Consider the following 12,952-nt stretch of genomic DNA (forward strand, 5'->3'; position numbering starts at 1 on the left):
TGGCTCTTTGTTCATGACATTTGCCTTCGCTTAAAAATTGGGTCGTAAAAGACCTGCAAGACCTTCCGTGCGCGCATGTAGAGCACCACGTCAACCGTGGTGTAGAGCACATGCTTGATCGACTCCATTTCGAGCGTGCGGCCCACGTCGGAATTCTTGATGAGGGTTGCGATACTGTCGAAAGCCTCGATCGCGCCGTTCGCGTGCGTCGTCGTGATGCCCCCGCCGTGGTCGGTGTTCAGGGCGTTCGTGTATTCCAACGCCTCGCCGCCGCGCAGCTCCGCAAGGAAGATGCGTTCGGGCGTAATACGCATACATGCGGCAAGGCAGGCGAGCGCGAAGATACGCCCGCTGCCGTCGCCGTAGAACAGGTTCGTAACCTCCTTGTGGTTCGGCAAAAACAGCTCGTGAACGTCCTCGATCGTGGCAATGTGTTCGTCGGTCGGCACCGCCTCGATAAGCGAACGCGTCAGCGTCGTCTTGCCCGATCCGGCCTTGCCCGACACGACGATGTTGCGTTTCAGGGCCACACACCGCAGCAGGAAATCGCGGATGCGCCCCTGCCGTTTCAGATCGAGCAATTCCAACTCGAAGGGTTCCAACCGGCGAAAGTCGGTGCGCTCCGCTTCGGCCTTCGCTTCGGCTTCCGTGGGCTGGTTGAACGACACGTCGCGGCAGTCCGCGAACGCGCCTTCCTCATCGAGCTGGTGAGCCGACTTCACGACGGCCGAGTGTTTCCGAATGACGATCGTGAGCGTGCCTTCCAGCACGACTGGTGGCATCAGGATCGTGCCGCGCTCGCTGCCCGGCAGCGTCACGTAATTGACGCTGCGGACGGACAAGCCGGCATAGGCGATCATCGCTGTTGCCAGCGATCGGAGATAGGGCAATGAGAGTTCGGGAGCGTCCTCGTAGCCCTTTTCCTTGAAAGCGTCGGTGACGACCTGGCCGGGACGCACACGCAGCTCCGTGACCGCTGGATTGTCGAGATACGGCACCAGCGGGCGCATAAGCTGTAGGATCGTCTGTGCCCGGTAATCGTCGCCCGACTTGGCCGGGGCTGCTTTAACGGATGCTGTAGACACTGTTGAAATCCAGATCGCGGGCGATGAAGATGCTCACGCGGTCACCCTGGTTCTTGTAAAGAGTCGGCGGAATGTTGATCGTGTTCCGCAACGCCTCCGTTGCCATTTCATTCGTCGTGTTCTGCGTGTTGCCGAGGCCGATATTGGTGTTGCCACCACTGCGCGAGTTCTGCGCATAGGCAATCGCTGCCTCGCCGGCATCGCCGAGCACGCTTAACATGATCGCGCCGCCGAACCGCTGCCAGAAATGCGTATCGACGTAGCCCGGCTCGCCGGCAGCGCCGAGCGAATCCGTGCCGGGGCTGTCCAGATCGACAATCACGCCCTGCGGCGTCTCGATCCGCTGCCACGCGACAAACACGCGGTTTTGCCCTTGCTTGATGCCCGTCTGATAGCTGCCGACGATCTTGGAGCCGGCGTCGATCAGCACGACGTGCCCGTTGGCCGAATAGGTGTCGGACGTGGTGTAGCAAACCACCATGCCGGCCTGATCGGTGACGAGCTTCGATTGCTGGCCGCAGTCGATCATCGCGCCGCGCGTGATGAGGTAATTGCGGTCGCCCAACATGCCGGCCTTCGACGGCTTGAGGGCCAGCGGCGTGAGCTGACTTTCGAGCAGGCTATCGCCGGTCGCGCCGTTACCATGGCCGAGCGCGGCGAGCTGGCGAGCTGCGGCCGAACCGCTGTCGCCGGCATCCACGCCGTTCCCGGTGAAGCCGCCGCCAAGACGCCGGTTGCGTAGCACTTCCTCCGGACTCGGCTGCGGCGGGCCGTTGTTGACGGTCGGATTCGGGCCAGCGTCGGCAACGGGCGCGTTCGGCTGCACGACGGGCACAGGCGCGGGCTGCGTTGCGGCTACGTCGGGCTGCGGGGCGTGGGGTTTCAGAGGCGGCAAGGTGTTCTCGACCTTGGCCGGCTTCTTGTCAGCTTCCTTTTGGGCCGCTGCTCGCTCCCATGCCTTCCATGTGAGCAAACCGCCGATCACCAAGGCGGTGAGGATAATCACGTACATGAAGATGCGAACGCCCGGCGTGCGTCGCCGTCCGCCGTCGTTGCCGATCCCGCCGCGTGCGCCCTCCACCTGGTTGTTTTCCAGTTCCTGGGCCACGTCGATTTCATCGTCGCGCGTCATTGTTATTCCCCTCCTTTGATGACGCGGTGAACCGCAGGGGTTGATGTTCCGGTGACGTTCTGAATGCCGGCAGGGTCGAAACGCTCGTTGTACACGCCCACCACATCGTCACCGAGGCGAAGGCGGAATTTCGGGGCGACCTTTTCGGCGACGATCACCCGCGAGCCGTTTTCGGCTAGCATGTGCCGGTTCACGATCGCCTCGCTTCCACCAGTGCTAACGGTGTAGATGTCGGGAAGGTCCACGTTCGGGGGGAACTTGAAGTAGGTGAACCGGCCGTCGTCCCACACGTTGACCGGTGCGATTTCCTTGTCCCGCTCCGTCGCGCTCATGGTGTAGTTGAGGTTGTTTGCCCCGCCCCGCCCGTTGAACAGCGCATTCGCGCGATCCTTGGCACGCTGTTCCGCAGCGGCTCGCGCCTCTTCACGCGGATAGGAGAAAGCCACCTGCAGGGTGGCATCCCGGAGCGTCCAAGGCGATCCGATTTCGTGCTTTACGACCTTGCCGACGCTGTCGCGCGTGGGGTAGTTGCCGATAAAGTGCAGCACCAAGTTATAGCTATGCTTGGTGGTGACGATGACTAGGTTCGTATCGCTATTTTGCGCCTTCGCCTTGACAAAATAGTGGTTTTCCTTGTGGGCGAACTCCCATCCCTGCGGATCGCCGAAGGCGTGCGTGACGTATTCCTCATCCGCCCCGACGATGATGTGGGTGGCGATACCGATTACTGCGTCAAGCCGCACCACGTCTTGGTCGTTATAGGCGACGTGCCTGATCCGGTAATCGGCCAGCGACCCGACCGGGTTTTCGACCGCGAGGGCCGGGGCACTTAGGCCGGAGCCAGTCAGCGCCACGGCCAAGGCCACGCCGAGGATTTGCTTTTTCATGGTCGGCTCCCCTACTGCGCTGCGCCAAGTTCGGGGTCCACGCGATAACTGGTGACTTGGAACCCGAGCGGATTAACGAGCCGATCTTGCGGCTTCATGGGCGCATCGACATAGGCATAGGCAATCGTCGCGATCCAATGGCGGACCTCATCCGGCCGGTTATTCCGCCAGTGAACAATCGTCGTGAAGCGGGCAACCGCCGTGCTGTTCGTCGTGTTGATGACTGGCGCGCTTTCCATATTGACGAGCACGCGGGCCTTGTCGGCAAGAACCTTGTCGCGGGCCTGATCGCCCTCAAAAACCTTGTGATAGTCCACCGCCACGTCGGACGTGCTCATGAGACCGGTCGCGTCGTAATCCGTCTGGATCGTCTGATAGTCGTAGCTCTCCCGGTGCAGGACGTATTGATTGAGCCAATACTGATCGACCACTTCGCCGTAGGAGTCCTGATGCTCTTTCATCACGGAGACGGCATCGACGGCCCCCGTCGCATTGTCCACGCGAAGGATGAACGGCGGGACCGGCCGGCTCGATTCCTTCATGTAGACGGCCAGCACCATGAGGGCCACGAACGCGAGAAAGGCCGCCAAGCCGGCGACCATCCAAGCATTCTTGCGCGACCGAAGAACCTCCCGAATGAAGTTCCGTTCTAGTCCTTTGACCTCCGTAAGATACTCGGTCATTTCTGCGGTTTTGACGCCACTAGAGCGCCGAAATCTATCGGCGATGTTCATCAGTTGAACACTCCGTTTTGCACTTCTGGCGGAACAGTGCGGTTGATGGACATCCTAGAGGAATCGTCCGGGGTCCGAGGTTTCGGCACTCCGGCGCACGCTCCCAGGATCGAACACAAAAATAAAACTGCTACCTTTTTCACGGTTCCCAATCCCTCCAAACGACCAGTAATTTAATCGCACCTCTATGAATTAAATGCATTTTTGCAATTTTGATTTAAAAAGGCGGTAGCCGCAAGGGCTAACCGCCTTCAAAAACATTCCGGGAGAAAGTCTTAGAGTTTAGGCGGAAATATCACGCGGCAGTGCGGCCCGAGCCCTTGAATCGGCCGACCGCGCGACTGACTGCGCCCGTTACGGCTTTACCGCCTCTGATGGCCGCGCCCCGGTGCGGAGATTGCACCGCGCACCGCACCGACTCCCGCGCCGCCAACCCCCTTCGCGACCCTCAGTTCGTGCCATAGGCCAATGCCGACGCCGTTTGCGAGGCCGGCTGCTATCGACGGAAGCTGAATGACGATCAAGATGCAGGCAATCGACAGGATCACGCACCCGCCGAGCGAGTAGGCAAAGCTGAAACTGCCGTCGAGCTGAACTTTGTCCATGAAACCCGTGTAGAGCTGCATCATGAGGCCAAAGACGCTCGACACCAGCAACACTGTCAGGCCGTAGGTCAGCACTTGGCCGCACCACGCTTCGAAAAAGCGGCTCGTAGACTTGAACAACAATGCCAAGATGAACAATGGTCCAAGCCCTGCAAGGATCGCTAGCGCGATCTTCGCCAGCAGTATGAAGGCCCCGCCTATGGCCGTCAGAAACGCGGTAGCGAGCGTGCAGAGCACGCCAAAGGCCCCGAAGCTCACCGCCCCGCCGATATTCCACGTTGCCGCTTTGTTGAACGCATCACCGGCCTTGTCGAAACCGGCACCCGCCGCCTTGTCCACCAGATCGGCCGCAGCGTTGCCCTGCACCTGGCCTGCGCTCGCCGGCAGGAGCATCGTCGCAAATTCATCCGGCGTCTTCTGAATCGCATCTGCGATTTGGGTCTGGTAAAGGCCACCGGCCGAGGCGATCGACACGATCATGCCGATCTTGAAGCACTTGAAAACGAAATCCCGAATCGAGTCTTCGACCGCGCCGCGCGCCACTAACAGGCCGTAGAAGATGAAAGTCACGGTAAGCCCGGCCGTGATAACCGGCATCGCGGCCGTTACCACATTCGAGGAAATCGTGCTTACGAACGTGTTCGTTGTGCTGTCGATCTGCTGGAAAAGATCACTAAAGAGGGTGAAGTTCATCGCCGACCTCCGGTCACAGTCGCGGCATCGCCTTGTTCTTGGGATCGAGGCTCAATTCCTCAGCCGCTTTGTTGGCATTTACGCAGTTCGGTGACAGCCGCAACTCGCCCGGATCGTCGGCGCACTGCTTGAGTTTCGCGAGCCGTTCCGTCTCATGCGTCTTGTACCAGTCTACGCTGTGCGTTTTCTCGCCGTCACAGCCGGCAAGGGCGACCACGGCTAAAACCGTGATTGCCAAGTTGCGCGCCTTCATTGGTTCCCCGCGCTTAGCCGAGGCATCGACTTCTGATTGGGGTCAAAGATTTTCTGCGCAATCGTGGTCCGCTGCTGCTCGATTAGCCCTTGCTCCGCGTTTTGAAGCTGCCCCATGAGCGCCACCTTGGTTTGCTCGTTCTGGATGGCCGCTTGCTCTCCCTGTTTGATGAGGAAGCGCCGCGAGCCCGAGGGGATCGCCTTTAGTGCCTCGAATTCGGGCCGCGTGAGCTTGAAGCCTTCGATGTAGTCGGAGGCGTCCGCTCGCGGGTTTTCCAGCAGAATGAGCGTTGCGATTTGCTGGACGATGGTTTTGGCGATGCCGCTTTCCAGAGCGTCGCCCGGCTCCTGGGTGGAGAACACGCAGATGCCGTTTTCCTTTCGGATCGTCTTGAGCTTGTTCTTGACGAAATCCTCGAACTGCGGGTCATCGAGGATCTTCCAAAATTCCTCGAAGATATAGATGAAGCGCCGACCGTCAATCATGCTCTCCGTGCGATAGAGCAGGTACATAATCGTGGGCGTGCGCGTGGCCGGATTTTCGAGGAAATCCGTCACATCGAAGCCATAGAGGCGGTGCGTCGTCAGATTGAGTTCGTCGGTCGCGTTGTCGAACAGCCACCCGAATTCCCCGCCCTCGCACCACTTTTGCAGCCGGGCATGAACCGTAGGCCGCGCGTCGTAGTCGTCGCTGATCGGGTTCGGGAGGGATTGCAGCAGCATTCCCAAGTGCCGCAACGGGCGGTCGATATGGGTCATCACCGTATCGAGCGCCTGGTCAATCTCCCGTTCGTCGTTGTGGGTGATCGGATCGCCCGAGCTGCCGACGAGCTGCTTCACCAGTGCCTTGAGGAACAGCAGATTCGCCTTGGTCGGCTCTAGGTGGAAGGGGTTGAAGCCGGAGCGTTCGCCGTTGCGCAGCGGCAAATACTTGCCGCCCATCGCCGCGATCGCGATTTGCATCCCGCGATCCTTGTCAAAGACAACGCACGTCGGGCTGAATTTCTGCGACTGCGCCAACAGGAAACCGAGCGTCGTTGTCTTGCCGGCGCTCGACTGGCCGCCGATGAAGGTATGTCCGAGCAGGCGCTTTTTGTAGGCGTCCTCATCCAGCCCGGAGACGTGGAAATTCAGATAGAGCGGCGTGCCGCTCAACGTCTTGAGGATCGTCACCGCAGGCCCCCAAGGGTTACCGTTCGGCTTGCCGCTTAGGAAGTTGTGGAAGGGGCTGAACGATAGGAAATTGAGCGAGGTAATTGCCATCGGCCGAGGCCGCCAACGCCAGTTGGCCGGAAGCTGCGCCCAATAACCAGCCTCTAGGGCTAGGTCTAGCGCGTTCGGGACTACGCCGCAGTCCAGTAGCGCGCCCTTAGCCTTGGCGAGATAGCCGCGCAGCTCGGCCGCGGACTCGGCGAATACGAGCAGCGTAGCGTGATGCTCGCCCATGATGAAACGCCGCGAGACAAGGGCGTCTAGGGCGTCGTCAATCTCCGCAATCTGCGTGACCGCCACGTCCTCCGCGTCGATCAGGTTTTGCTTGTGTCGCTGTAGAAAGCCCCTGGCGGCGTGCAGCGACAGGCAAGAGAACGACTGCGTAAAGACGAACTCATAGTCGCTTTCCAGCAGCACATTGAGCTGACCCGGTTCGGTGTCGGCGTCGAAATCCTTGATTTCGAGCATCCCGAAATTGCGGGTTTTCTCGATAAGACGTTGCTCACCAATCTCGCCCCAATTGGCGAAGATCGGCCGGTTCGTCGTCAGGTAATCGCTGATCCGCTCACGGCACACCGGCATGGGTTGATGCTCGCCGTTGACGAGGAAGCCATACCATTCCAGCGCCGAGGAGTAGGCCATCCCGTCGCGATCATAGGTGCCTAGCAGCTCGCCGCCGTACCGCTTTTTCAGGACCGTGGCGAGCTGCCGGTTAATGTCGTCCAGCGTCTTGATGGCGTCACGCTGGCGAAGCGTCTTTTCATCGTAAGACAGCTTTTCGCGCTTGGCGAAGAACCGCAACACGTCCTCCGACGCCTCCCGGAAAACGACCGTGAAATACAGGTCATTGACCATCAGGTTATAGTCGGAGAAGGACTCGCGGTACTTGTCGTCCAGCTCGCGGCAAAAGACGTTCTGGAACTCGCTTTCGGGATACTCGACCACGCGGCGACGGTGGATATGCGCCCAAAAGGAAATGTTCGCGGAGCCGACGCCACGAACGAAGTTGTTGAGGTCGCGAGTCCACTGGAAAACGTCTTGAATGTCGGCACATTCATGCGACCGGCCCGAGAGCTTCCAAGTCGTCATATAGTCCGCGTTTTCCGTGGAAATAATATGCTCCGTGACGTGATGCGATAACGGGACGAATTCGCCCATCCCGACTTCCGCCTCCATCGCCTTCAATGCTGCACTGCTACCCATTATTTGAGCCTCCTACGTCGCCGGTAATCGGTCGGCGAATACGTCGAACCGCCCCAAAATTTCTTGTTCTTGTTCCTGGCCTTCGTCTCGAACCAAATCCACCAGATCGAGAAAGCCCGATCGTCGTGCCGCGTGATTAGACGCATGATGACGACGACCGGGATCAGGAGAAGCCAGCACCACAAGCTGACCCACATTGCGATGATGGCTACCGCGCTGACAGCCGCCAGAAGCGGCATAGTCGGCACGCCGAAGAACGTTGGAACGCGGGTGGTCCCCTTGAACAGGGGGAACGGCTTGATGTCGTCGTCATCCATGCCAGCGGACTCGGATTAGCTGACGATCATCGACGTGATTTCAGCCGCCGAGCCAACGATCAAGATGCCGATGAACCAATGGACGAACGTGTCCTTGTGCATCATCCTCATGGCGTACAGCAGACCGCAGAGCATCAGCGCCACGGTCGCCGCTACCGGAATGATCGTTGTCAGGTTCTCTTTCAGCGTGTTGAGAACCGTCGTCGCTTGGGACAGACCGGCCGCATAGGCGGGGCTGGTCGCAATTATCACCAAAGTGGCCGCAATGATGAGATTGGTGGCCTTGCTATTTGCGGAGTTTTTCATGCGTACATTCCTCACAGATGAAAATAAACGTTCCTTTTGTTATGCCGTAGCGTTCGTGTAGCCACTCGAACAGTTTTCTAGGATCCGACCATACCCGCACCTTTCCTCGTTGAGTTTTCAGGGTGTACAGCTTCTGCTCTCCGGTCTTTGGGTCTGGACATTCGAAGACGAATATCCATTTCTTGGCGGCCCGTCGAATGACCTTGATATCGTTCGATATCTTCCCTTCCAAAAACGCCTCGTCCACTCCAGCTAGAGCGACGGCTATTGGCGTCGTGGTTTTCTCTATCAATGTTGGTTCCCGTTCTGCGAGTTTGTTTGATTGGGCCTAAACGTTGCAAACCTACCCGAAAGAACTACCAACACCCATATGGTAGCTACGAAACCTGGTATTATAAATCAAACTTTCTATTTTGATACTATTTTCTACCATTCTCATTTTCAGGGTCAGCCGAAAAGGCGTCGGCATCCGCTGACACCGTGAATGCGTCAGCTTCACCCGATGACGGTTTTGGTTTAGCGGGCGGTTCCGGCGCTGCGTCTTGCGATGTTGATGCCGCTGCGACACGGTTCCCGTGTAGCAGCACCGGTTCTCTCGCACTATCCTCACCCCCTAGCGGTATGAGTTCCGGTACTGGCAGATTAGCTTGTGCAACGACGTTGCGCACGTAGCCATTCTGGATTCCGCGGCGCAGCGATCCAGTGTTGTAGCAGGACAGTGCGCCGCGCAGCGCCGCCTGGCCCTCGCCGTCCACCGCAACTGCCCGAGCATAGCAATCTCCCAACACTTGGGCCGCTACGCGCAGATTAGCGCATGGCGCGAACAGAGCGTCGACACCAACCCCCAAGGCGCGAAAGTTGTTGGAGTTGATCTGCCCTAATCCAACATCAATGTTATAGCCTTGATCGAGAAGGTTTTGCGCCGTCGCAGCGGCCTCAGTCGCGTTGTTTGGCTGTCGCGTGAGTTTATAACCCCCGTTAATATTGATCGCGTATGGGTTCGCGCGCGATTCCCAACGGACAAGTGACGAAAGCGTGCGAATATGGATTGATGGAGCACAGCGGGCCGCGAGCGCGGCAAAGCCCGGAGGATGGCTCCCTACCCTTTCTGGGGTGGCGACAGGAGTGACCTTTACTGTTATGGGTGTCCCGACCAGAGACGGCTTTGCGCTCAGTCCAGCGAGGCCGCCCGAGAAAGCGCAGATCGGGCTCGCAACAAGGGCCGCTGTGGTGAGTAAAAGCAGCTTGCGCATGGATCGATCCTCCATCAAGGGCCGTCCCGCTTGGACCCGTAGCGTGAGTCGATCAGGCTCTTTTGGGCGGGATCACCGGATGAGCATTGGTTGAGAAAATCACGGCGAGCACTCGCCGTGCGAGAGGCAGAAAAACCGTGATGAAAAACTTGGATCGCGAAATACTTGGCGAGATAGGGCGTACAGGCCCTCCCGCCGCCTTGGCCCATCGCCTCGCCAACGAGACACAGGATAGCCCCACAGGCATCGTTATTGTCCTTGGCTTCGGCTTGACCCGATACGGCAGCGGCAAGGACAATTGCTGCCAATGACAGCATTCTTATCTTCATAAGACCACCTCATTTCAGTCAAAAATACAATTTTGACGACTATCATCCGAGGGTGTACCCTATGTCAAGCACTGGCAAACAACAGATCGCATCGTCATCCCCGTTCGATTTGGGGAAGATGAGCGACCAAGAGCTGGCCGATCTACGGCAGGAAATCGAGACGGAATGGAAAAAACGGGAGTCCCGGCAAAAGCGCGATGCGAGGAAACAGATAGTGGAACTCGCGAAGCAACATGACATAGACCTATCGAGTTTGGCCGACACCAACGTCAAATACCGGGACCCCGAAAATCAGTTCAACACGTGGAACGGGCGCGGACGCAAACCTGAATGGATTCGCAAGGCGCTTGAAAAAGGTGTCAACCTTGACGATTTGAAATCTTAGGACAAAAGCGGGCGGATCGGTAGTGAATCCCGCAGGAGGCAGTGGAAATGGGAAAGATTATCCCCATCCGTCGCGGCGGTCCCAGCCCCGACGAAATCGAAGCCGGGGACCATCGCAAGACGGCGGCTGACCGCGCCTGGCAGGTGTTGAAGGCAACCGGCTTAGGTATGCTCGGCGTGCTGCGCTACACGGCGTTTGTCGTGCTGCTGTTCCTGCGCCGTCCGATCCGGTTCGTGCTCAACCTGTGCGGCAGTGGCGGATTATTGGGTTTCTTCATGATTGCCTTCGGGTTTTCCGGCCCGAACAGAAGCTCGCTCCTATGGCTGAGCGGCGGCACTGCCGCCATCGGCATGTTTGGAGCCTGGTTCTATGACTCACTTGTTCTGTGGCTATCGCCACGTCCTATCATCCTCGCGTAGGAGCCTCTATGTGGCAGCCGAAAATCCTTCAGATCATCCCCGCCGCACCGGGCTGGCGTGCGTCGAGACAATGCCGAATAACCGCACCGAAAGCCGTCCTGTAGCCGCGTGGGCCTTGCTGGATACCGACGAGGTTGTCGGACTCCTGCCGCACAAATTCGGCGGCACGCTCGAATTGCCCCAGGCAAAATGCCGGTTCACCGCACCCGGCTTCGATTTGTAGAATCCAAATTCTAATCACAGCCCCTTGTTCGACCCTCCCCCGGAGGGTCGTTTTTATGTTGTTGGGAAGTGCGCCGGGACGCGCGAGCGGTCAAGGAGGCCCGCAGGGCACCGCCACACGGCGCGCAGCGTCCTTGGTGCCGATCGGCGTCTTGTGCCAGTCCTTCCCTCTGTAGCGCCTCCCAGGCCGCCCTAAACCGATTCCTCGCCATCCGCACATGCGTCGGCCGGGCTCGATCTGACCGTCTCTCCCCTTTTAGGCCGTGCATGGTCCACTCGTGGTCCACTTAGGCTCGCGATTTTCGGCCGGGCCGTTTGGTTCTGTCCACTCCTATTCTTGACCCCACTCGGTGACGTGGGCACGATGGGTATACTTTACTTGACTTGCCTCATTTTTGATGATATCGTACAATCACTAAAGATATCACCGTACACCCTGTTCGCGGAGGCTATCGTGGCAAACGTTCTCGTCAGAAATTTACCGGATGAGGTGCATCGCGCGCTGCGCGTACGCGCCGCTCATCATGGTCGCAGCACAGAGGCCGAGATTCGCGAAATCTTGGAGACGACCGTTCGGCCGCCCGAGCGCGTCAAACTCGGGGCCATGCTCGCGTCGATCGCCCGCGAGGCAGGCGGACTCACCGACGACGAGGCCGAGCGCATCAACCAGATCCGCGACAAGACGCCGGCAGAACCGATGAGCGTCGAATGATCGTCCTCGATACCAACGTCATTTCGGAGCTGTGGAAGGCCGAACCCAATCCCGGCGTGCGCAGGTGGATCGACGCCCAAGCGATCGAAACGCTTTATCTGTCCGCCATCACCGTCGCCGAGCTGCGCTATGGCCTCGTAACAATGCCCGATGGCAAGCGCCGCGCGATCTATGTGCAGCGTCTTGAGCAAGAGGTTTTGTCGACCTTTGCTAATCGTGTCTTGCCGTTCGATCTAGAAGCCAGCAAGACTTATGCGGAGTTGATGGCGCGCGCAAAGTCCGAGGGCAAAGCCATCGCCAAAGCCGACGGCTATATCGCGGCCACCGCTGTCGCGCACGGCTTGATGGTCGCGACACGCGACACCGGACCTTTCCAAGCCAGCGGGCTTGAGGTCATCAACCCATGGGAGGCAACGCCATGACCGCACAGATGAGCCTGGTTCGCATTGCGCGGATTTACATCCGCGTCAGCACCGACGAGCAAGACGCGCGCCGACAGCATTCTCTCAAAGAGAGCGCCGAAGCGGCCGGCTACTACGTGGCGAAGGTCTATACCGAGACGGCAACCGGCGTGAGTGCCGACCGGCCGGAGCTCTTGGAAATGATCGCCGACCTTCAACCGGGCGAGGTTGTCATCGCCGAGAAGATGGACCGCCTAAGCCGGCTCCCCTTGCCCGAGGCCGAGCAGCTTGTGCACGCGATCCGCGCCAAGGGCGCACGCCTGGCCGTGCCCGGCGTGGTGGACCTATCGGAGCTGGCCGAGGCGTCCGAGGGCGTCGCCCGGATCGTTCTTGAGGCCGTGCAAGACATGCTCTTGCGCCTCGCCTTGCAGATGGCCCGCGACGACTATGAAACACGCCGTGAGCGGCAACGCCAAGGCATCGCCTTGGCGAAACAGGCTGGAAGGTATCGCGGGCGGCCAGCCGATAAAGCGCAGCATGACCGCATCGTTGCCTTGCGCGAAGGAGGCACGTCGATCGCCAGAACGGCGCAGCTCGTGCCGTGCAGTGAAACCCAGGTCAAACGGGTATGGAGAGAACATCGAGCGCGCAAGGCCAAACAGAGCCAGCGCGCCCGCAAGGAAAAGTCAATGGAGGAAACTTATGGCACAGCCGCCTAAAGAGACGACCGCAGCAAGCCGGTAGCCATCGGCAAGCTGGTCGATACGCAATTCATGAAGCTCGCCCGCGCGAAGCCCGCGCAGCC

Annotated in this window: 18 protein-coding genes; 6 read left to right on the forward strand and 12 right to left on the reverse strand. The window is 59.2% G+C overall.

Translation table 11 applies throughout. The annotated features are described in order from the left end of the window. Nucleotides 1-11: 11 nt before the first annotated feature. The 12 genes from BVER_RS12280 to BVER_RS12330 form a co-directional block, all read right to left on the reverse strand. Nucleotides 12-1,085, reverse strand: coding sequence for an ATPase, T2SS/T4P/T4SS family (locus tag BVER_RS12280; protein ID WP_232316512.1), 1,074 nt, complete (start codon nt 1,083-1,085; stop codon nt 12-14). Next, nucleotides 1,066-2,217, reverse strand: coding sequence for a type IV secretion system protein VirB10 (gene virB10 / locus BVER_RS12285; protein WP_050453529.1), 1,152 nt, complete (start codon nt 2,215-2,217; stop codon nt 1,066-1,068). The genes BVER_RS12280 and virB10 overlap by 20 nt, the downstream gene beginning before the upstream one ends. 2 nt (nt 2,218-2,219) lie before the next feature. Continuing rightward, nucleotides 2,220-3,104 carry a TrbG/VirB9 family P-type conjugative transfer protein gene (locus BVER_RS12290; RefSeq protein ID WP_050453530.1) on the reverse strand — a complete coding sequence of 295 codons (885 nt, stop codon included), beginning with the start codon at nt 3,102-3,104 and terminating at the stop codon, nt 2,220-2,222. Nucleotides 3,105-3,115: 11 nt separating this feature from the next. Further along, on the reverse strand, nt 3,116-3,838 hold the full coding sequence (locus BVER_RS12295; protein WP_083452159.1) for a VirB8 family type IV secretion system protein: 723 nt from the start codon (nt 3,836-3,838) through the stop codon (nt 3,116-3,118). 362 nt (nt 3,839-4,200) lie between these two features. Next, nucleotides 4,201-5,136 (reverse strand): TrbL/VirB6 family protein, encoded by a 936-nt coding sequence (locus BVER_RS12300; protein WP_050453531.1) that lies wholly within the window; start codon nt 5,134-5,136, stop codon nt 4,201-4,203. 13 nt (nt 5,137-5,149) lie between these two features. Further along, nucleotides 5,150-5,389, reverse strand: a complete 240-nt coding sequence (locus tag BVER_RS12305; RefSeq protein ID WP_050453532.1) for an EexN family lipoprotein — start codon at nt 5,387-5,389, stop codon at nt 5,150-5,152. Next, nucleotides 5,386-7,803: a VirB4 family type IV secretion/conjugal transfer ATPase gene (locus tag BVER_RS12310; protein ID WP_050453533.1), complete on the reverse strand. Its 2,418-nt coding sequence runs from the start codon at nt 7,801-7,803 to the stop codon at nt 5,386-5,388. The genes BVER_RS12305 and BVER_RS12310 overlap by 4 nt, the downstream gene beginning before the upstream one ends. Beyond that, the gene (locus BVER_RS12315) at nt 7,803-8,120 is read right to left on the reverse strand and encodes a VirB3 family type IV secretion system protein (RefSeq protein ID WP_050453534.1); all 318 of its coding nucleotides are present in this window, start codon (nt 8,118-8,120) and stop codon (nt 7,803-7,805) included. The genes BVER_RS12310 and BVER_RS12315 overlap by 1 nt, the downstream gene beginning before the upstream one ends. 15 nt (nt 8,121-8,135) lie before the next feature. After that, entirely contained in the window at nt 8,136-8,426 is a 291-nt protein-coding gene (locus BVER_RS12320) for a TrbC/VirB2 family protein (protein WP_050453535.1), read from the reverse strand. Continuing rightward, on the reverse strand, nt 8,407-8,718 hold the full coding sequence (locus BVER_RS32530; RefSeq protein WP_050453536.1) for a hypothetical protein: 312 nt from the start codon (nt 8,716-8,718) through the stop codon (nt 8,407-8,409). Before BVER_RS32530 ends, BVER_RS12320 begins: the two co-directional genes overlap by 20 nt. Before the next feature lie 127 nt (nt 8,719-8,845). Next, nucleotides 8,846-9,679, reverse strand: a complete 834-nt coding sequence (locus BVER_RS30110; RefSeq protein WP_198155232.1) for a lytic transglycosylase domain-containing protein — start codon at nt 9,677-9,679, stop codon at nt 8,846-8,848. A 14-nt stretch (nt 9,680-9,693) separates the two neighbouring features. Continuing rightward, nucleotides 9,694-10,008, reverse strand: a complete 315-nt coding sequence (locus tag BVER_RS12330) for a TrbM/KikA/MpfK family conjugal transfer protein (protein ID WP_050453537.1) — start codon at nt 10,006-10,008, stop codon at nt 9,694-9,696. 61 nt (nt 10,009-10,069) lie between these two features. Here BVER_RS12330 and BVER_RS12335 point away from each other — a divergent pair, with 61 nt between their 5' ends. The 6 genes from BVER_RS12335 to BVER_RS12360 all read left to right on the forward strand — a co-directional run bounded on the left by BVER_RS12335 (nt 10,070) and on the right by BVER_RS12360 (nt 12,866). Next, on the forward strand, nt 10,070-10,393 hold the full coding sequence (locus BVER_RS12335) for an H-NS histone family protein (protein ID WP_083452161.1): 324 nt from the start codon (nt 10,070-10,072) through the stop codon (nt 10,391-10,393). 47 nt (nt 10,394-10,440) lie between these two features. Then, on the forward strand, nt 10,441-10,812 hold the full coding sequence (locus BVER_RS12340; RefSeq protein WP_050453539.1) for a hypothetical protein: 372 nt from the start codon (nt 10,441-10,443) through the stop codon (nt 10,810-10,812). 10 nt (nt 10,813-10,822) lie between these two features. Next, nucleotides 10,823-11,035, forward strand: coding sequence for a hypothetical protein (locus tag BVER_RS31480; protein WP_157056034.1), 213 nt, complete (start codon nt 10,823-10,825; stop codon nt 11,033-11,035). Nucleotides 11,036-11,488: 453 nt separating this feature from the next. Next, the gene (locus BVER_RS12350) at nt 11,489-11,746 is read left to right on the forward strand and encodes a FitA-like ribbon-helix-helix domain-containing protein (protein WP_050453541.1); all 258 of its coding nucleotides are present in this window, start codon (nt 11,489-11,491) and stop codon (nt 11,744-11,746) included. Beyond that, nucleotides 11,743-12,168: a type II toxin-antitoxin system VapC family toxin gene (locus BVER_RS12355; protein ID WP_050453542.1), complete on the forward strand. Its 426-nt coding sequence runs from the start codon at nt 11,743-11,745 to the stop codon at nt 12,166-12,168. Before BVER_RS12350 ends, BVER_RS12355 begins: the two co-directional genes overlap by 4 nt. Continuing rightward, nucleotides 12,165-12,866, forward strand: coding sequence for a recombinase family protein (locus tag BVER_RS12360; protein ID WP_198155233.1), 702 nt, complete (start codon nt 12,165-12,167; stop codon nt 12,864-12,866). The genes BVER_RS12355 and BVER_RS12360 overlap by 4 nt, the downstream gene beginning before the upstream one ends. Nucleotides 12,867-12,952: the final 86 nt, after the last annotated feature.

It is taken from the genome of Candidatus Burkholderia verschuerenii (assembly GCF_001189365.1).
GTDB lineage: Bacteria > Pseudomonadota > Gammaproteobacteria > Burkholderiales > Burkholderiaceae > Caballeronia > Caballeronia verschuerenii.